This window comes from Snodgrassella sp. W8132, from assembly GCF_016100865.1.
Lineage (GTDB): Bacteria > Pseudomonadota > Gammaproteobacteria > Burkholderiales > Neisseriaceae > Snodgrassella > Snodgrassella alvi.
Genome location: NZ_JACFRQ010000001.1, coordinates 443,159 through 463,191, shown reverse-complemented (window position 1 = coordinate 463,191; position 20,033 = coordinate 443,159). Strand labels below are relative to the sequence as shown.

17 protein-coding genes are annotated in these 20,033 nt (G+C 39.3%); 9 read left to right on the top strand and 8 right to left on the bottom strand.

Annotated elements, in window-relative coordinates:
- Positions 1 to 10: 10 nt before the first annotated feature.
- From H3U82_RS02035 to H3U82_RS02015, 5 genes are all read right to left on the bottom strand, one after another.
- Entirely contained in the window at positions 11 to 1,198 is a 1,188-nt protein-coding gene (locus H3U82_RS02035) for an acetylornithine/succinyldiaminopimelate transaminase (RefSeq protein WP_084549811.1), read from the bottom strand.
- A gap of 346 nt (positions 1,199 to 1,544) precedes the next feature.
- Positions 1,545 to 2,399, bottom strand: coding sequence for a protease HtpX (gene htpX, locus H3U82_RS02030; protein ID WP_198208968.1), 855 nt, complete (start codon positions 2,397 to 2,399; stop codon positions 1,545 to 1,547).
- Positions 2,400 to 2,620: 221 nt separating this feature from the next.
- Complete coding sequence (locus tag H3U82_RS02025; RefSeq protein ID WP_370524407.1) at positions 2,621 to 3,880, bottom strand: glutamate-5-semialdehyde dehydrogenase; 1,260 nt, start codon at positions 3,878 to 3,880, stop codon at positions 2,621 to 2,623.
- 161 nt (positions 3,881 to 4,041) lie between these two features.
- Positions 4,042 to 4,968 (bottom strand): polyphosphate kinase 2, encoded by a 927-nt coding sequence (gene ppk2, locus H3U82_RS02020; protein ID WP_198208966.1) that lies wholly within the window; start codon positions 4,966 to 4,968, stop codon positions 4,042 to 4,044.
- Positions 4,969 to 5,306: 338 nt separating this feature from the next.
- Positions 5,307 to 7,655, bottom strand: a complete 2,349-nt coding sequence (locus tag H3U82_RS02015; RefSeq protein WP_198208964.1) for a penicillin-binding protein 1A — start codon at positions 7,653 to 7,655, stop codon at positions 5,307 to 5,309.
- Positions 7,656 to 7,835: 180 nt separating this feature from the next.
- Here H3U82_RS02015 and pilM point away from each other — a divergent pair, with 180 nt between their 5' ends.
- The 9 genes from pilM to H3U82_RS01970 all read left to right on the top strand — a co-directional run bounded on the left by pilM (position 7,836) and on the right by H3U82_RS01970 (position 16,959).
- Positions 7,836 to 8,882: a type IV pilus assembly protein PilM gene (gene pilM, locus H3U82_RS02010; RefSeq protein WP_198208962.1), complete on the top strand. Its 1,047-nt coding sequence runs from the start codon at positions 7,836 to 7,838 to the stop codon at positions 8,880 to 8,882.
- Between the two features lies 1 nt (position 8,883).
- Positions 8,884 to 9,531: a PilN domain-containing protein gene (locus H3U82_RS02005; RefSeq protein WP_198208960.1), complete on the top strand. Its 648-nt coding sequence runs from the start codon at positions 8,884 to 8,886 to the stop codon at positions 9,529 to 9,531.
- 14 nt (positions 9,532 to 9,545) lie between these two features.
- Positions 9,546 to 10,196, top strand: a complete 651-nt coding sequence (locus H3U82_RS02000) for a type 4a pilus biogenesis protein PilO (RefSeq protein ID WP_078474764.1) — start codon at positions 9,546 to 9,548, stop codon at positions 10,194 to 10,196.
- Positions 10,197 to 10,247: 51 nt separating this feature from the next.
- Positions 10,248 to 10,787, top strand: coding sequence for a pilus assembly protein PilP (locus tag H3U82_RS01995; RefSeq protein WP_078474763.1), 540 nt, complete (start codon positions 10,248 to 10,250; stop codon positions 10,785 to 10,787).
- Positions 10,788 to 10,823: 36 nt separating this feature from the next.
- Complete coding sequence (pilQ, locus tag H3U82_RS01990; RefSeq protein WP_198208958.1) at positions 10,824 to 13,007, top strand: type IV pilus secretin PilQ; 2,184 nt, start codon at positions 10,824 to 10,826, stop codon at positions 13,005 to 13,007.
- 249 nt (positions 13,008 to 13,256) lie between these two features.
- Complete coding sequence (locus H3U82_RS01985; RefSeq protein ID WP_078474768.1) at positions 13,257 to 13,799, top strand: shikimate kinase; 543 nt, start codon at positions 13,257 to 13,259, stop codon at positions 13,797 to 13,799.
- A gap of 6 nt (positions 13,800 to 13,805) precedes the next feature.
- Entirely contained in the window at positions 13,806 to 14,888 is a 1,083-nt protein-coding gene (gene aroB / locus H3U82_RS01980; protein WP_198208956.1) for a 3-dehydroquinate synthase, read from the top strand.
- A gap of 61 nt (positions 14,889 to 14,949) precedes the next feature.
- The gene (trmB, locus tag H3U82_RS01975; RefSeq protein ID WP_174833726.1) at positions 14,950 to 15,657 is read left to right on the top strand and encodes a tRNA (guanosine(46)-N7)-methyltransferase TrmB; all 708 of its coding nucleotides are present in this window, start codon (positions 14,950 to 14,952) and stop codon (positions 15,655 to 15,657) included.
- A 108-nt stretch (positions 15,658 to 15,765) separates the two neighbouring features.
- Positions 15,766 to 16,959: an amino acid aminotransferase gene (locus H3U82_RS01970; protein ID WP_198208954.1), complete on the top strand. Its 1,194-nt coding sequence runs from the start codon at positions 15,766 to 15,768 to the stop codon at positions 16,957 to 16,959.
- A 98-nt stretch (positions 16,960 to 17,057) separates the two neighbouring features.
- On the opposite strand, the gene H3U82_RS01965 is transcribed toward H3U82_RS01970, so the two are convergent.
- The 3 genes from H3U82_RS01965 to H3U82_RS01955 form a co-directional block, all read right to left on the bottom strand.
- On the bottom strand, positions 17,058 to 17,633 hold the full coding sequence (locus H3U82_RS01965) for an HdeD family acid-resistance protein (protein ID WP_198208952.1): 576 nt from the start codon (positions 17,631 to 17,633) through the stop codon (positions 17,058 to 17,060).
- A 72-nt stretch (positions 17,634 to 17,705) separates the two neighbouring features.
- Entirely contained in the window at positions 17,706 to 18,203 is a 498-nt protein-coding gene (locus H3U82_RS01960) for a DUF3465 domain-containing protein (protein ID WP_232336092.1), read from the bottom strand.
- A gap of 145 nt (positions 18,204 to 18,348) precedes the next feature.
- Positions 18,349 to 19,974: a CTP synthase gene (locus H3U82_RS01955; protein ID WP_198208950.1), complete on the bottom strand. Its 1,626-nt coding sequence runs from the start codon at positions 19,972 to 19,974 to the stop codon at positions 18,349 to 18,351.
- Positions 19,975 to 20,033: the final 59 nt, after the last annotated feature.

The window sequence follows — 20,033 nt, the reverse complement described above, 5'->3', positions numbered from 1 at the left end:
AATTCCATCATCAGATATGTATAAAAGCCGTAATCGCTGCTTTCAGTCGTTGTAATCCTGCCTGTAAATCAGCATCATTCAATAACAGACTCGGAGCCAGACGCAAGACATTATTACCGGCAACCAAAACCAGCAAACCATGTTGTAAAGCCAATTGCATTAACTGAGCAGCCTTTCCGGTATATGTCTCAGACATAACACAGCCAAGTAGTAATCCCTGGCCCCTTACCTGAGAAAATACACCAGTTGATTCAGCCAATTCTTGCAATCCTGCCTTTAATTTTTTCCCTTGCTGAAGCACATTTTTCATCGTTTCCGGTGTATTAATAATATCAAATGCAGCACAGCCGACAGCACAAGCCAACGGATTACCACCAAAAGTACTGCCATGGCTGCCCGGCGTAAAACTATTCCCTATATGAGCTGTGGTCAGCATTGCACCAATAGGAATACCACAACCCAAAGCTTTGGCGCTGGAAACTATATCTGGCTGAACATCATAATATTGATGGGCAAACAGTTTTCCTGTTCGTCCCATACCTGTTTGTACTTCATCAAAAATCAATAAAGCCTGATGCCGGTCACAAGCCTCTCTGGCTGCCTGCAAAAATTCTTCAGTTGCCGGCAATACTCCGCTTTCCCCCTGAATAGGTTCAATGACAACTGCACAGGTTTTATCGTTAACAGCTGCCACAATAGCTGAGGAATCATTAAACGGAATATGTTTAATTCCGGTAGGTAAAGGTGCAAAATCATTGCTATATTTAGGTTGCCCTCCTACTGATACCGTAAACAAAGTACGTCCATGAAATCCGTTTACACAAGCTATAATTTCATGTTTTTCAGTTCCGGCAAAATGATCTCGTGCATACTTACGAGCCAGCTTGAAAGCAGCTTCATTTGCTTCAGCTCCGGAATTACAGAAAAATACTTGCTCAGCAAAGGTATTTTCTACGAGTCTTTTTGCTAAATCCTGTGCCGGCTGTGTTGTATAAATATTAGAAATATGCCAAAGCTTGTGTGCCTGTGTAGTCAGTGCCTGAATTAATGCAGGATGGCAATGCCCCAGTGCATTAACAGCAATACCGCCGGCTAAATCTATATATTCCTGACCATTATCATCCCACACCCGACTGCCCTGTGCATGATCCGGCAGGATAGGTGCAAAAGTAAAATTTGGGGTTAAGTAGTTGTGCATTTTTCTCTCTATTTATTATAAAAACATAATTTGATTTGTAAAATTATATATTGTTACAGCAATCATGAATTAAAGTCTGATGAATTAAAATATAGCCACAAAACAACTAAATTTTGTATAAGCAATGCAAGATTACCACTTAGATAATAATAAATTCAAATATGTATGCTATTTAATCAAAATATATCAATATCTTTTGCCGCTTAATAATTAAATTTGAAATTCTTTTCACTAAAACAGATACAAGCACAATCCATTAATTAACTTGGAGTTTTAAAAATCAGTCTTGATTAAAATTCAGATTTGTCAGATTGACAAAATAAAAACTACTTCAATCATATTAATATCACATCTGACGTAAGCGATTAATCCTGTTATCCAGTGTCGGATGAGTACTGAAAATCGTATCAGCAGTTTCACTGGCAATTCCGAAAGCCAGCATATCAGCAGGTAAATGGCTAGTTTCACCTTTTAATCTTTGCAAGGCAGCTATCATTTTAGGCGCACCTACCAGACGAGCCGCTCCTTCATCTGCACGGTATTCACGCTGACGGCTAAACCACATAACTATCAAACTTGCCAGAAAACCGAATACTGTCTGTAAAATCATGCTTACCAGATAATAAGTACCATGAGAAACCTCACCATTTTCTTTTCTGGCTATAACATCAGCAATACGGTTAGCCCAGAAAAAAACAAAAGTATTAACCACTCCCTGCAACAATGTCATTGTCACCATATCTCCATTGCCAATATGAGCCATTTCATGAGCAAGCACAGCTTCTACTTCATCCTGCGACATGTTATGCAGCAGACCAGTACTTACTGCCACCAGTGAGCTGTTACGTGTAGCTCCGGTAGCAAAAGCATTAGATTCAGGAGAATCATAAATAGCCACCTCGGGCATAGCAATATTCCACTGACTGGCCAGGCTGGCAACTGTATTTAACAGCCATGCTTCAGCTGCTGTTTGCGGCTGACCGATAATTCGTCCATTTACTGAATTAAGTGCCAGCGTTTTGGACATTATTAAAGAAATAATAGAACCGGTAAAACCAACAACAGCAGCCAGTAATAACAAAATACCATTGCCATTACTATAAATATTAATACCTAAAAGTGCACAAAGAATATTCAGAACAACATTAATAACAATGATGACTGCAAGATTGGTAGCAATAAACAATACAATACGTTTCACATTATGCCCTTTTAATTTCTGTAAAAATTCATCAGTACAATAATATCAGTGACATAAAAAATAATAATATTCAGTTTTCATTTAATCTGAAAACTGATATTTTATTTATAAGTTCATAAATCAATTATTTAATAGTTTTCGAAATCAAAACCTAAAATTATAATAATAAACATATAATGACATACACGTATATGCTTAAATAATATTATAGCGCTGAAATTTCAAAAACGTACTTGCCCCTGCCCCATAACGATCCATTTCTGACTGGTTAAACCATATAAACCCACCGGACCGCGTACATGGACTTTGTCAGTAGAAATTCCAATTTCTGCGCCTAAGCCATATTCATACCCATCAGCGAAACGAGTTGACGCATTCACCATAACACTGGATGAATCTACCATACGCAGGAATAACTGTGCATGAGATAAATCATTTGTAATAATACTGTCTGTATGATGGCTACCATAATAATTAATATGACTGATGGCTTCACTGACATCATTGACTACTTTTATTGAAAGAACCGGAGCCAGATACTCAGTTGACCAATCAATTTCTGAAGCTGGAATAATATCATTATGCAAAATTTTCTGAGTAAGCTGACAGCCTCGTAACTCAACACCTTTTTCTGAATATTTTTGTTGAAGTACAGGTAATAACTCTGCTGCACGACTAACATGAACCAGCAAAGTTTCCATAGTATTGCACGTGCCGTAACGCGATGTTTTAGCATTTACAGCAATATTAATCGCCATTTCTGCTTCTGCAGAAGCATCAATATACACATGACATATACCGTCCAAATGTTTGATAACCGGTATACGTGCTTTTTCATTTACCCGCTGCACCAGACCTTTACCGCCCCGCGGAATAATTACATCAATATATTCAGATAAACCCACCAGTATATCTACACCGGCACGATCAGTATCAGTCAGCAGATTAACAGCAGTTTCCGGTAAGCCGGCTTGCTTTAATGATGATGTAATGACCGAAGCGATTGCTTTATTAGTATTGATTGCTTCGCTGCCACCCCGTAACACGCAACTGTTACCTGCTTTCAGGCATAATATGGCTGCGTCCAGAGTCACATTCGGACGGGATTCATAAATCATACCTATTACACCTAACGGCACACGCATTTTACCGAGCGTAATACCATTAGGCAGTACACGAAACTCATCCATTTCACCCACTGGATCCGCTAATGCAGCAACCTGATGTACACCATCAATCATTGCCGCTATCCTGCTTTCATTAAGTTGCAACCGATCAAGTAAAGCAGTATCTATTCCCTGTTTTCGTGCTGCACTTATATCAGTTTCATTAGCAGCAAGAATCCTATTTCGTTCAGCAGACAGACCCGATGCAATAAATGACAATAACTGATTTTTCTGTGCAGTAGATGCCATATTAAGAGCATAACAAGCATCTTTGGCTGCTTTAGCCATTTCAGTAATATACTTGGTTAATTCCACGCAAATCTACTTTCTACAAAGACAACACAAAAATCATTCGTATTCTCATATAAAATCACACAAGATACATTTACCCAACTAAAACAACCCTTGCATACCCATTAAAAATTATATGATATGTTAATTAAATCCTCTTTCGAAATTGTCTTACAACGAAACAATTAATCAATATGCGTATCTGTTGAATCTTTAAACTGAGTCTGAGGTTTTAATACAATCAAATTATCTACTGCACCTATTGCAGCAATATCCTTGCCCGGATAATCAAGTTCAGTGAGGAAATGGCGTATACAATTGAGTCGTGCGCGTTTTTTATCGTCAGATTTAATTACTGTCCATGGCGCATCGCCGGTATGAGTATGGAAAAACATATCGTTTTTAGCTTCGGTATAATCATCCCAGCGATCCAGAGACTGAATATCAACAGGAGAAAGTTTCCAGTGCTTTAAAGGATCATCGCGCCGTGAAATAAAACGACGTAACTGCTCTTCACGGGAAACAGAAAACCAAAATTTAAACAAATAAATACCACTATTTACCAGCATACGCTCCAATTCCGGAGTCTGGCGCATAAACTGCAAATATTCATGAGGCTGACAAAAGCCCATTACACGTTCCACACCGGCACGGTTATACCAGGAGCGATCGAAAAATACCATTTCACCACTTGTAGGCAAGCGCTCAATATAACGCTGAAAATACCATTGACCCTTTTCAGTCTCAGTAGGCTTTTCAAGAGCCACTACCCGTGCACCACGAGGGTTAAGATGCTCCATAAAGCGTTTAATCGTTCCCCCTTTACCCGCTGCATCTCTGCCTTCGAATAAAGATACAATTTTCTGACCCGACTCCTTAACCCAGTTTTGCACTTTCAAGAGTTCAATTTGCAATTTGGCTTTTTCTCGCTCATATGTTGAACGTCTCATCCGGGTACGATAAGGATAATTTGAAGGTAATGGCGCTGTAGATGAATCTTCATCAGTATGCCTGCCTTCCAATACTCTTCTCTCAAAAACTTTCAATCTTGCTTCTTTATCATTCGTACTAATTTCATCAGACTGCTCAGTCTGTGATTGTTGCTCACTCATATTGTTCCTTTCTTTTTAAACCAAAATCAGGCATAAAATTTATTTTAAAGATTGTGATAATTCGTTTAAACATTGTAACTCAATGTTATGCAATTACACCAAACAATATGACAAATTTAAAATAAACTATTGATATAATTTTTATATATTTATAGACATACTATTCCCAAATTCAAATTTATATATTTAAAAATATATTTTACACATTGAATTTTAAGAACATTATTAATTAATTAAATATTAATGATTTAATATATTTATATTTCAATAGTAAATAAAAATGGACAATCCGAATGATTGCCCATTTTAGTAAATTACAATTTTATTAATACAAAATTTTAAAATAATGAGTCTAACTGACTATTAGTACCAGATTGCGGGACAACTGGTACTTCTCCGGCATCATCAGCATCACCACTTTTACCATTCGTTTTGGCTGTTACCGGTCCGTCAGCACGATTATCCAATGGTAAATCAGGATTAGTTGTCTGATGTTCTTTAAGAAAATATTCTCCGGATTTCTGAATAATACCGGCCGGAACAGGTGTATTCACAATAGGTTTGCCTTTTAATGCATAACGCATATATTCCAGCCATACCGGTACAGCAATTGTACCCCCAAAGGCTGAACGCCCCATACTGCGCGGACGATCATATCCTATATAAACTGCGCTAACGATGTTCGGATTAAAGCCTACGAACCAAGCATCCTTATTATCATTAGTTGTACCCGTTTTACCTGCAATATCGCTACGCCCAAGTGCGTGTGCACTATAAGCAGTACCATGATTAACTACATCCATCATCATGTGATATAAAATGAATGCATTGCGCGGATCAATAGCCTGTGGCGCATTTTGCTTAGCAACTAATGGCTGCATTTGCGCACGCAGGTTACCACGACTGTCATAAATCCGGTCAATCACATAATTGGAAACTTTAAAACCACCATTAGCAAAAATAGCATAACCTTCAGCCATCTGCATTGGCGTTACCTCACCACTACCAAGTGCCATGGATAGACTATTCGGAATCTGATCCAAACGAAAACCAAAATGCTGGATATATTGTCTGGCATAGTCAACACCCATAGCCATCAGTATACGGATTGAAACCATATTTTTGGATGCAGTTAAGGCCTGACGTAACGTGATAAACCCAGCATAACGACCGTCTGAGTTTTTAGGTGTCCAAGCACGCCCGCCTGCACCCATTCCCGGCATAACAATCGGAGCATCATTTACCACTGTCGCCGGCGTGAAGCCTTTAGCAATAGCTGCTGAATAAATAAAAGGCTTAAAAGAAGAACCAGGCTGACGTTTGGCCTGAGTCACACGGTTAAAACTTCGACGATAAAAATCATAACCACCTACCAAAGCTTTTACAGCTCCAGTCTGAGCATCCAGAGCAACAATCGCCCCCTGAAGCTCCGGCTGCTGTACAATTCGATAACTCTTACCATCACCTCGTACATGTACTACTGAGCCCACACGTACGGCAGCGTCATCCAGTTTCGCATTATTAATAGTTCGTTTAATCCAGTTATAACTACTACCGCTAATTCTGCTTTCACCTACACCGCCTATGTACACCACAATTGAATTTGAACCAAGTTCAGTTACTACAGCCGGCAACATACCGTCTACAGCAGAACGATTTGCCAGATACTGTTCTATCTGCTCATCACGAATATCTTCCGGGATTTTACTCAGGTCAAAAAATCCTTCCGCCCCACGGTAAGCCGAACCCCTATCAAAATTATTCAATGTTTTACGCAATGCTTCTGTTGCTACAGCCTGATCCTGTGAATTGACTGTTGTATAAACGCGAAATCCCTGCGTATAGGCTGCATCACCATATTTTTCATACATTTGCTGACGAACCATTTCAGCAACATAGAGCGCATTCTGATCTATAGGTTGCTGATAATGAACGTAATTTAATGGTTCTGCAAAAGCAGCATCAGCCTGAGCAGGTGTAATTTTGCCCATTTCCACCATATTATTGAGAATATAACGCTGGCGCATTTTAGCCCGTTGCGGATTTACAACAGGATTAAAGGTGGAAGGAGCCTTAGGTAAGCCAGCCAAAATCGTTGCTTCTGCCAAGTCCAGTTTTTGTACTGGTTTATTAAAATAAACCAGAGAAGCAGCAGCAAACCCATAAGCACGCTGCCCCAGATAAATCTGATTAAAATAAAGCTCAAGAATCTGATCTTTACTTAATTTTTGTTCAATCTTGTAAGCAAGAAGCGCTTCATTGAATTTACGCGTATAGGTGCGCTCATTAGTCAGATAAAAATTACGTGCAACCTGCTGAGTAATCGTACTGGCACCAGATTGCACACCGCCAGTTAAATTTGTAATCAAAGCACGGGTTATACCAATAAAATCGACTCCGCCATGATCATAAAAACGTTTATCTTCAGCGGCTACCACTGCATCTTTCAGCACCTGAGGAAAGTCATTGATTCTTGTAAAAGCACGTTTCTCCTCTCCAAACTGCCCCAGCAGTTTATTATCTGCCGAATAAATTGTAAGCGGCAGTTTGGGTTGATAATGCGTCACTGCTTCCAGAGAAGGCAGCTTCGGATAGGTAACCATAATCGCTACTGCCAGCAAACCGACAGCAAAAAGCGCCAGCCCGGCAAGCAAACCTACGGTTGAAAGTAATAATTTTCTAATCATAATCAACTAATTTTCATTTAAGGCTGCGAAATATATCCAAAATAAAGTAAACTTTGGTCTTAAATTTGTTAGCAACACAGAACAGTAATTTTCAACACCCGACATTACCCGTTTGATAAACAGACAGAAAGCCCTTTCATGAAACTGAATAATTTCAAAATAAATTCAAAGAATAAGAAGGTGGCCACAACATCCTCGAGACAAAGTCTTGGTATCAGTATTACTGATAAAAGCATTAATATGGTGCTATTAAATGCACGCAGTTTAAATCAATTTCGTCTCGAAAAATACGTTGTTGTCCCTCTACCAAAAAATATTGTAGGTAATGGCAGTATAGAAAATCATGAAGAACTTGTTGCTTACCTACAACAGGCAAAACAAAAAATACAAAGTAATTGCCGGAACATTACAGCGGCAATTTCACAAAAGCAGGTGTCAGTCCAATTCCTCGACCGTGATCCGGATACAGAGTATACCGAAGAAGAACAAATTATGGCTGAACTGAGTCAATATGACTCTCTGGATGAAGTCAGTTATGATTATCAGAAGATTGATGCAAACGATCAGGGGAAAGAATGTCTGTTACTGGTTAATGGTAAGCGGGAAGATGTAAACATACTGATGGATGTCTATACTGATGCCGAAATAATACCAAGTCAGATGGATGTAGATTTAATGGCGATAATGAATAGTGCTATCACCTGGATCAATTTCAGACAACCGGAACTTACCAATAAATGTGTTGCTGTCTTCAACATTGATTACAGTGAAACCCAGGCAATTATCATGTGCCATGGTAAATTACTCTACAAACAAGAAATTAATCTTGGCTATGATCATTTAATGCAGTCTTTAAGACGCAATTATCAGTTAACCGAAGAGGAAGCATGGAACATGCTTTATAATCCTTCCAAACCTGAAGATTACAATACAACCGTGGCACAGCCGTTCCAGCAACAGTTTATTCAGGAAATACAGAGGGTATTGCAGTTTTACTTTACTTCAGCCAGTCAGGAAAACGAAATCGATGAAATTCTGATTTTCGGCTACGGCAACAAAGGGGCTAATGAATTTACTGAAAATATTATTCAGCAGACACGAATACCTGCACAGCAAATCAACCCTGTATTACTGGCACAGCCAAGTGATAACATCCCACAGGCGAAACTACTTCAAGACAGCAGTTTATTAACCGTTCCATTTGGTCTGGCTATAAGAGGATTATAAGATGTTACCTTTATTAAAAATTAACCTGCTGCCTTACCGCGAAGCATTACAAGCCAAGCAAAAAAAGCAATTTCAGACATTATTAGCCGGAGCTGCTCTAATTGGGTTCGGTCTAGCTTTCCTCGGCTATCTGGCTGTTGAAAGTAGAGTAAGCAGCCAGGAAAGCCGTAATCTGGTGTTAGAGAACGGTATTAAAAAACTGGATTCAGAAATAGCAGAAATTTCCAAGCTGCAGGAAGAACGTAAGAACTTTATCGCGCGACAGGAAAAAGTTGAAGAACTATCAAACAAACGATTTGAAGCTGCGCGTATACTGGATACATTAAATACTGTAGCACCTTTGGGATTGTACATAACCAGTATTGAAGCTCAAAATTCCTCTACCTATATAGTCAATGGTAAAGCATTCAGTGATGCTAAAACTGCTGCATTTATGAATGCAATACCGGGACAATTATTCAGCACTCCGGAATTACTCAATATTAAACGGGTAAATAATGTACAAGAATTCAGTATTCGTATTCCTCTGAATAGCAACATTGGGCATCCATATAACATGAATCAGGCAAATCAGAATACTAATCCAATCTCAACAGATACTGCAGATCAAAATGAGTCAGCGTCTGATGCAGCAGCCGCATCAAACTGAAGGAGTAGTTGAACATGGCAAAAAATATTGATTTGAAAGCAATTGATTTAAACTCCTTACCTCAGCAAAGTAAACCTGTACAATTAGGTATTGCCGGAGCAATCATTGTTATTATTCTAATTCTCGCCTACTTCTTTGTTTACAGTGGTTTAAAAGAACAAATCAGTCAACTGCGGGAGGAAGAGGAAAAACTGAAACAAACATATACGGAAAAAAGTAGACAGGCTGCTCATCTGGATGCCTTAAAAGCAGAACTGGACTCTATTAATGGTTCATTTAATATATTATTAAAGCAGCTGCCGACACAGGCTGAAATTCCGAATCTGATTCAGGAATTACATGAATGCGCAACCAAAAACGGATTGAATATGGACAGTGTAACACCTGCCCAGGTTCAAAATACCGAATCAGATAATCAAACTGGCAAAAAATCTGAACAACAGGTAATTCAGACATTACCTTACAACATTACCCTGACAGGCAATTACAATCAGATTAGCCAGTTTCTCCGCGATGTAGGAAAATTATCACGAATCGTAACGTTGAACTCAATTGTTATCAAACGGAATGAAAAAGATAATACACTTACTTTAAACGCGGTTGCCAATACCTATAAAGCACTGACCGATGCAGAAATAAAAGCACAGAACAATGATAAAAAATAAGCCTAGTTTCTGTAAAACAGTACTTTATAATATATATGCAACGGATAAATTATGAATAAATATTTACTTTTTCTTGGTCTTTTCGCATTAGGTGCCTGTTCTTCAGCAAATGAAGATTTAGATGAATGGATGCAAAACACCAGACAGCAGGTAAAAACTCAGAATGTTAAACCCAATGAAACCAAGTTAAATATTCAGCCTACTTATACGCCACCTGTACAACCAAAACTGAATATTTTTGATCCGGCAAGATTTAAAGCCGGGGTTCAGGGTTCGAATGCACCAGATTTAAACCGACCTAAACAAATTCTGGAAAATTTTTCATTAGATGAATTACATTACGTTGGATTGATAAAGGGTGCAGGTAAAGCTCCTTCCGCATTTATTTCTGTAAACGGACATGTATATACCGTTAATGTGGGAAATTACCTCGGACAAAGTTTCGGACGTATTACGGCAATAACGCAAGATGAAATCGTTATTTCAGAATTAGTTGAAGATTCGTACGGTAATTGGACAACACATCGTGCCAGCTTACCTTTACAGGCTGAAGACAGTACCTCCACGGAAACATCCGAACAAGACGACTGATACAAGTAACCCATTTAAGAATAAAAGGTACCAAATATGAAAATTAAAACCATATCTATTTTATCCACTCTGGGTCTGGGTTTACTGAGTCAGAGTATAATGGCAGGAAATATTACTGCTATTAATGTTGGTGCACTGCAAAATCAACAACGATTGATTAAAATTCATTTTGATAAAGACCCGGCTCTACCACGTGGTTTTACAACCGAAAATCCTGCACGTATTGCACTGGATTTTGCGAGTACCGGTTTAACCGTACCGCAGAATCTGCTCAAATTTGATGATCCTGTATTACAGCAGATTGAAGCTGGTCAGACAGCCGACCGAACACGCATCATGCTTTCATTATCAAAAGCAGCACAATATAATGCAACCATAAAAGGTAATGAAGTCTGGGTTTATGTACAAGACCCGCTTCCGATTAAAAACAAAGCAAAAAATAAACAAGCTCCTGTTGATGCCGAACCTGCTCCGGTATTCAATGCACCATATCCGGCACCTAATATAACTGAACAAGTAGTTAACCGTCAGACTTCCAGTGCAGCAGATAATGCCTACAATGTTGCTGATCCGGTGCCGGTTAATGTAGATTTCCAGAAAGGAAAAAACGGTAATGGTGTGGTTTCCATTATCGGACTGAATGGTAAAGCACAGCCAACCATTAAAAGTAACGCTGCGACTCTTACTTTAACCTATAAAAATGTTCCCTTATTAACTGAACAGCAACGTAACTTAGATGTTACCGATTTCAGTACACCAGTACGAGCCATACGCTTACGCAGAATCGGTAACGACACTGAAGTCAGCATTCAGATGCAGGGTGACTGGGACTATACTCAAATGACAAGCGGCAATAATCTTGTCCTGCAGATTTCACGCAAATTTGATGTAGAAAATAAGGGAATACAAGCTAATAATAAATCATTTAAAGGTAAACGCGTATCTCTGGATTTTCAGGATATCGATGTCCGCACTATTTTACAAATTCTGGCAAAAGAATCTGGGATGAATATCGTCGCCAGTGACAGTGTTCAGGGTAAAATGACCATTTCATTGAAAGATGTTCCATGGGATCAGGCTCTGAATCTGGTTATGGAAACACGAAATCTTGATATGCGTCGTGAAGGAAATGTTATCAACATTGCTCCGCGTGATGAATTCATGTCCAGAGATACTGCCTCTCTTGAACAACAAAAGAAACTGGATGATTTAGGTCCGTTAATTTCTCAGACGTTCCAGCTCAAATACCGCAGTGTAGAGGACTTTAAAAAAATATTGCATTTGTCAGATGACGGTAGCTCAAGCGATAGTAAAAGTATTTTGAGCCCTCGCGGGAGTGCCTTACTCGATCCGGCAACTAACACTTTAATTATTACTGATATTAGTAGTGTAATTAAAAAATTTGAAAAACTGATAGCTCAGGTTGATATTTCTTCTCAGCAAGTATTAATTGAAGCAAGAATTGTTGAAACTACAGATAGTTTCGCGCGTGAACTAGGTACCAAGTTCGGTTATACTAGAGGAACTACCCATACTGATATTGGCGGTACAGTTTCTCTTCAGGATGATAATAAAGGTACGACCCGTAATCCGAATTTTGAACTTGGATTTCCAAATATTAATCTAGGTGTAACTAATCCTACTTCCGTTGTATCCTGGGTACATAAATTTGCTTCAGGCGCGTTAGCTTTGGAACTTTCAGCATCTCAGGCTCAAGGTAAAACCAAAATTATTTCTTCACCCCGTGTATTAACTCAGGACCGTAAAGAAGCCAAAATTGAATCAGGTTATGAAGTTCCGTACCAGGAAGCCACTTCAAGCGGCGCCACCTCAACCAGTTTCAAAGATGCTGTCTTAGGGTTGAAAGTAACACCACAGATTACTCCTGACGGCAATATCATTATGACATTGAATGTACAGAATGATCGTCCGATTGCCTGTTCAAATGTCGCACCGGATGTACTTCGTTCAGGCGATATCTGTATGCAAAAACGCAATGTTGTTACTCAGACCATGATTGAAAATGGTGGAACATTAATCATTGGTGGCATTTACAATGAAAATAATGAAAACAGTGTGGATAAAATACCTTTATTAGGTGATATTCCGGGCATTGGTAATTTATTTAAACACAGAAAGAATACCCAGCAACGTAATGAATTACTTGTTTTCATTACACCTCGGGTAGTTGATTCTGCCAGCGCACCTTTGAAATATTAATTAACCTTTTCACCAAAAACTTAGCCAGCCTGTAAAACAGGCTGGCTTTTTAATTATTAAATATCAATAAGGAAAAAACATTTATTAAAGTTATATTTTTTCTATTTATCAAATATAACTACTTTTCTCGCTATTATTTTTTAAAGTTAGAAAAACAGAAATATACTCATTTACAGATTATACTACTCATCAAGTATCTGCATCAGTTTACTAATGCATAAACTACAGCTCTCAGTTACAATAACAGACATGGATAATATAGCTGGCAATCTGATTCTGATCGGTTTGATGGGAGCAGGTAAAACTACTCTTGGTAAACAACTGGCAACAAAATTACATCGCGATTTTTATGATAGCGATCAAGTAATATGTGAACGTACTGGCGTATCTATTCCCACTATTTTTGAAGTTGAAGGAGAAGCCGGTTTTCGGTTTCGGGAAGCGGCCATTATCAGCGAGCTAGTGCAGCAAAAAAATATTGTTATTGCCACTGGTGGCGGTACTATTTTACAAATCGAAAACCGACTTAAACTGCAACAAAATGGCCACGTTGTTTATCTACATGCACAACCAGAAATACTGTTAAGTAGAATTCAGCACGACAAAAACCGACCACTACTTCAAGTTTCTGATCCTCTGGCAAAATTGCAAGAACTATATACCGTACGTGATCCTATCTATCGTGCAACAGCCCATACCATAATAGATGTAGACAGTCCTTATAGCTCCAAGACGATTAATCGATTAATTCGATTATTACGATACCCCTCTCAACAACTCTCTCTTTTATAACCCATCATGTATACCCTTTCTGTTGCAACTGCTTCACACCAGTACCCGATATTTATTGGCAGTGATCTGCTGAAATCCGCACAAAATATTCTTGCTCCTTATTTAAATCATAAGATTGCCATTGTTACCAATGTAACCGTTGCTGAATTGTATCTACCTCAGTGGCAGCAAATCATGAATCAGGCAGGTTATGATTATTTCAGTATTATTCTGCCAGACGGAGAACGGTATAAAAATTGGGAAACTCTCAATTTAATTTATGATGGTTTGATGCAAAACCGTGCAGAACGCCAAACCACTTTATTGGCTTTAGGAGGAGGTGTAATTGGGGATATGGTTGGTTTTGCCGCTGCGACCTATCAGCGCGGCGCACCTTTTATCCAGATTCCTACAACACTGCTCAGTCAGGTAGATTCATCTGTTGGCGGTAAAACAGCAATCAATCATCCTTTAGGAAAAAATATGATTGGAGCGTTTTATCAGCCCCAAGCCGTATTTATTGACTTAAACAGTTTGCAAACATTACCAACACGTGAGTTTTCTGCTGGTTTAGCAGAAGTAATCAAGTATGCCGTATTAGGTGATATCGAATTTCTTCAATGGCTGGAAAATAACATCACCGCATTAATGGCACAGAATCCATCAATACTGGCTGAAGCCGTTTATCGTTGCTGTCAGATGAAAGCTGAAATTGTGGGTGCCGATGAAAAAGAAGCCGGTATCCGTGCTTATTTAAATCTGGGACATACATTCGGCCATGCCATCGAAGCAGAAATGGGTTATGGTAATTGGCTGCATGGAGAAGCTGTGGCTGCCGGTACAGTACTTGCCTGCCGTTTATCTGAGCAACTGGGTTATTTGAACAAAAAAGATACGGAGCGTGTTATTGCATTATTAAATCAGGCCAGACTACCCGTTCTCCCTCCGGCGATGTCACTTAAGGCATGGCTTGGACATATGAGCCATGATAAAAAAGTAATTGATGGAAAATTACGTTTTGTTGCACTCAGACAACTTGGGCAGGCAATGATAGCTGATGATATTGTAACCGAAACACTGGCCACAACTCTGAAACCCTATATCTTGTGAAGCATGTTAGAATCTGCGCCTAATTCTATTATCGACTTTTACATTAAACACAAGATAAAGTATGACTAATCAATCCGATCTCCAGGCGGAAAATAATCACGATCATAAGCGCAGCATCCGCAGTTTTGTTCTTCGTCAAGGCCATATGACAGCTGCCCAGCAGCGTGCCATTGATACTCAATGGCCACTGTTTGGTATTGATTTTAACCAAAATCAAATTGATTTAGATATCATCTTCAATCGTCCTTCACCAAAAATTCTGGAAATTGGCTTTGGGATGGGAGTAGCAACAGCTGCAATTGCCCAAAACCTGCCTGAGTGTGATTTTCTGGCTATTGATGTACACGGCCCGGGCGTAGGTAATCTGCTAAAGCTGATTCAGGAGCAGAATATTCAGAATATACGGGTGATGCGCCACGATGCGGTGGAAGTCGTCAATTACATGCTCCATGATAATAGTTTGCATGGGATTCATATTTTCTTTCCTGATCCATGGCATAAAAAACGCCATAATAAACGACGTCTGATTCAGATACCTTTTATTGCCCAATTACTTCCCAAACTGAAGCAAAACGGCTATATCCATTTGGCTACCGACTGGCAGGAATATGCCGATCAGATGCTTGAAGTGTTATCCAACTTCCCTGAATTACAAAATACTGCTGATAATTTTGCTGCCACTCCGGCCTACCGGCCGGAAACTAAATTTGAAGCACGCGGAAAACGTCTGGGACACGGTGTGTGGGATTTGATTTTTGTAAAAAAATAACATCAAGAATTAATAAAAAGTAAAGACATTTAAGGTACAATCAACTTGATTGCATTGCGGCAATTCTTTTTTCTGTTAAATAATATTGCTGTCTTCTAAGGAACTGAGATGTTTCAGAATGTCGAATACTATCCGGGCGATCCCATTCTGGGTCTGATGGATCAATACAAACAAGATTCACGTAATCAGAAAGTAAATTTGGGTGTTGGCGTTTATTGTGATGATACCGGCCATGTCCCAGTACTGGAATGCGTTAGCACCGTAGAATCGCAACTGGTTAAAGAAAATTTACCACATGATTACCTGCCTATGGACGGACTGCCCGGTTATCGCCAGGCCTGCCAGAAATTATTACTTGGCAGTGAACATGAAGCTATTAAAAGTGCACGAGTTGCTACCATTGCCAGCCTTGGTGGTTCAGGTGCCCTGCGCGTCGGTGCTGAATTTATTCACCGTTGGTTTCCTCAGGCAAAAGTTTATGTCAGCAATCCTACCTGGGGTAACCACATCAGTATTTTTGAGGGTGCAGGCATAGAAGTACTAAAATACCCCTACTATGATCCTGAAACAATTGGCATTAAATTTACAGAATTAAAACAATTCCTTCAGCAACTGGATGCAGGCAATATTATTTTGTTACATCCATGCTGCCATAATCCTACCGGTGTAGACCCAAGCCAAGAACAATGGGATGAGCTGCTTGAGATTATCAAACAAAAACAGCTTATCCCTTTTATGGATATAGCATATCAGGGCTTTGGTGACGATATAGAAACCGATACCTATGCTATTCGTAAAGCTGTTGATTTAGGCTTATGTGTTTATATCAGCAACTCTTTTTCTAAAAATCTTTCAATGTACGGCGAGCGAGTGGGTGGTCTAAGTATTGTCTGCCCGACAGCTGAAGAAGCCCGTCTTGTACAAAGTCAGCTTAAATTTACTGTACGCCGTTTATATTCAAGCCCTCCTGCTCACGGCGGTCATGTCGTTGACCGTGTAATGAACAATAATCAGTTATTCAAGCAATGGGAACAGGAAGTCTATATGATGCGCGATCGTATTCGCGCTATGCGCAGCCGTTTGCATGAAGTCTTACAGGCAAAATTCCCAGAGCGCGATTTCAGCTATTTTGTAAAACAACGGGGTATGTTCAGCTTCACTGGTCTGAATCCGCAGCAGGTTCAACGTCTGAAAAGCGAATTTGGTGTATATATGGTTGAAAATGGTCGTATGTGTATGGCTGGATTAAATAGCAGTAATATAGAATACGTAGCCAATGCAATGGTTGCTGTATTAAAGTAGTTAGTGTTTGAACAATGAAACTGGCTGATTATTAATTAATCAGCCAGTTTCATTATTTGTATTACCAACACAATAAATTCAATTACAAAATAAATTTCTTAATTGGTTGGATGGATAGCAAACCGGCGCAACCGGAAAGCTAATGCAATATTCATGACACCGAATAATGCTGCATAAACACCAATTACCCAGGTTAATGCTATACCGCCCTGCACTGGATCAATTAACAGAATAATACCTACCAAAACCGATAAAATACCGGCAATAATCATCCACCATTCACCCTGAATAGTCTTGCGTAAACGTATTGCAGTTATAATTTGGAATATACCGGATATCAAAGCCCAAGCAGCAATAAATGTAATTAAAACCAGCCAGGTAATTCCCGGAACAAAAAATGTCAGGATACCGGCCAGAATACTTACAATACCCCAAATCAGCATTAACCACCAATCCTGATGACTTTTTCGACCATTAATAGAAATGATTACGCCCATTACACCATCTATTAAAGCATAAACACCGAAGAATATAACCATGACCATTATAGTTATGAATGGATAGAACCACGTTAGCAACCCAAAAATCAATGCAGCAATCCCACGTAAAAGTACTATCCACCAATTTTTTGAAAGTAAATTAGCTAACGGACTGCGAAATGTAAAATTATTCACAATATTTCCTTTAATTAAATGCCCATTTCTAAATGATAAAATATTAATGGATAAGATATCAATAAACGATTGCTATTGATAACGCTTATTTTTATATAACAGCCAGCCATCATGATGACGATGCTTTGGATCATGGTGTGTCCAATGGACTAATCCGCCACAGTTGTTACTGATATACTCACCAGAAAAGCCAACTGTGTCACCACGCTGCAAATTACTCAGCCTCGGTGCTAAATCAATATTATGCACTATTAAAACCGTACTATCTGTGCCTGTACGCAGTATAAAACGCTGATGACGACTGCCTTTATTATCATCAGGTAATGTTTTAATAACTTTACCTTCTCCATATACCTGTACTTTATCAAGATTTTCTTTTTGAGCTTGCTCAATCGACACATTTTCCTTTGAATTACTTGCAACAGGTGCAGCAGTAAAACTATGCCGCATAGATTTAAAAGAATTAATTACCTGTTCCTGTGCCTGACTTTTTGGCCGCTCGTCTGTTGTGCTTTGCAACCACAACCATAATCCCAGTGCCACAATAACCAGCAAAATAACTTTCTTCATAAGTAAAATTTTGATGTGCAGTTAGTAATAATTTAATTCATCATACAAAATGTAATCAGTGATAGCAAAATTAATCTTGATATAAATAAAAAATCAGGCTATCCGGAAACCCGGATAGCCTGATTCTAATAAAAACTATAATAATTTATTTTTTATAAGCTAATGCTGCTTTAATAAAGGCTGTAAACAAAGGATGGCCATTTTTTGGTGTTGAAGTAAACTCAGGATGAAACTGACAAGCAAAAAACCAAGGGTGATTCGGTAATTCAATTGTTTCAACCAAATGCTCATGCCCGGTAGATACACCACCAATAACCAAACCAGCCTGTTCTAACTGTGGCACATAGTAGTTATTAACTTCATAACGATGACGATGACGCTCGCGAATCAACTCATTACCATAAATGTTTCTCGCCAATGAGCCGTCAGCCAGTTTAACTTCTTGTGCGCCTAAACGCATCGTACCGCCAAGATTAGTATTAACATCGCGCTTTTCAATCTGCCCGTCTCTATCCTGCCACTCACTAATCAAAGCAACAACAGGATGCTGGGTTTTCAGATCAAATTCAGTTGAATTGGCCCCATCCAGATTAGCCACATCACGTGCATATTCAATCAGCGCGATTTGCATGCCCAGACAGATACCCAGATAAGGAATTTGCTTTTCACGCGCATAACGAACAGCAGCGATTTTCCCTTCAACACCACGCGTACCGAAACCACCGGGAACCAGTATGGCATCCATGTCTTCTAAGCAGGCCGTTCCTTCTATTTCCAGAGCTTCACTATCAATATAATGAATATCTACTTCAGTTTCGGTCTGAATACCGGCATGCTTTAAAGCTTCCGACAAAGATTTATATGACTCAGTTAAATCGACATATTTGCCGACCATGGCAATTTTTACTTTGTGTTTCGGATGTTGTACCAAATAAACAATCTTATTCCATGCAGTCAGATCGGCCTGCTGAACATTCAGTTGCAGCTGCTCACAGATAATATTGTCAATACCCTGATCATGAAGCATTGCCGGCACTTCATAAATGCTATTAACATCATAACAGCTTATAACCGCACGCTCTTCAACATTACAGAATAAAGCGATCTTACGTTTTTCTTCTTCCGGCATCGGCCGGTCCATACGGCAGATAAGCACATCCGGCTGAATACCGATTTCACGTAATTCTTTAACGGAATGCTGGGTCGGTTTGGTTTTTATCTCACCTGCGGCCGCAATATACGGTACATAGGAAAGATGAACAAAAAGGGTATTGGTTCGTCCCTGCTGGCTGCGCATTTGTCTGATGGCTTCCAGAAAAGGCAAAGACTCAATATCACCTACCGTACCCCCGATTTCGACAATCGCCACATCGAAACCGGCAGCACCTTCATGAATTTTGCGTTTGATTTCATCAGTAATGTGGGGAATAACCTGAACAGTGCCCCCCAGATAATCACCGCGGCGTTCTTTATGAATTACACTTTCATACACCTGACCGGATGTAAAATTATTGCGCTTTTGCATCGTAGCATCAATAAAGCGCTCGTAATGCCCGAGATCCAGATCTGTTTCAGCACCATCATCAGTAACAAATACTTCCCCATGCTGAAAAGGACTCATTGTACCCGGATCAACATTAATATAGGGATCCAGTTTAAGCATGGTTACTTTTAAACCACGGGATTCTAAAATAGCAGCAGTAGACGCAGCGGCAATGCCTTTACCCAGTGAAGAGACCACACCGCCAGTTACAAAAATAAACTTGGTCATGACAATCAGCAGGAAATTGAATTAAGCATTTTAGCCGAAAACAGCATGAAATGAAAGAT

Bases quoted from the DNA above. Each gene is read 5' to 3' on its own strand.
- H3U82_RS02035 (WP_084549811.1), bottom strand. From the start codon at position 1,198: ATGCACAACTACTTAACCCCAAATTTTACTTTTGCACCTATCCTGCCG.
- ppk2 (WP_198208966.1), bottom strand. From the start codon at position 4,968: ATGAGTGAGCAACAATCACAGACTGAGCAGTCTGATGAAATTAGTACG.
- H3U82_RS02015 (WP_198208964.1), bottom strand. From the start codon at position 7,655: ATGATTAGAAAATTATTACTTTCAACCGTAGGTTTGCTTGCCGGGCTG.
- H3U82_RS02005 (WP_198208960.1), top strand. From the start codon at position 8,884: ATGTTACCTTTATTAAAAATTAACCTGCTGCCTTACCGCGAAGCATTA.
- H3U82_RS02000 (WP_078474764.1), top strand. From the start codon at position 9,546: ATGGCAAAAAATATTGATTTGAAAGCAATTGATTTAAACTCCTTACCT.
- H3U82_RS01995 (WP_078474763.1), top strand. From the start codon at position 10,248: ATGAATAAATATTTACTTTTTCTTGGTCTTTTCGCATTAGGTGCCTGT.
- pilQ (WP_198208958.1), top strand. From the start codon at position 10,824: ATGAAAATTAAAACCATATCTATTTTATCCACTCTGGGTCTGGGTTTA.
- H3U82_RS01985 (WP_078474768.1), top strand. From the start codon at position 13,257: ATGGATAATATAGCTGGCAATCTGATTCTGATCGGTTTGATGGGAGCA.
- aroB (WP_198208956.1), top strand. From the start codon at position 13,806: ATGTATACCCTTTCTGTTGCAACTGCTTCACACCAGTACCCGATATTT.
- trmB (WP_174833726.1), top strand. From the start codon at position 14,950: ATGACTAATCAATCCGATCTCCAGGCGGAAAATAATCACGATCATAAG.
- H3U82_RS01970 (WP_198208954.1), top strand. From the start codon at position 15,766: ATGTTTCAGAATGTCGAATACTATCCGGGCGATCCCATTCTGGGTCTG.
- H3U82_RS01960 (WP_232336092.1), bottom strand. From the start codon at position 18,203: ATGAAGAAAGTTATTTTGCTGGTTATTGTGGCACTGGGATTATGGTTG.
- H3U82_RS01955 (WP_198208950.1), bottom strand. From the start codon at position 19,974: ATGACCAAGTTTATTTTTGTAACTGGCGGTGTGGTCTCTTCACTGGGT.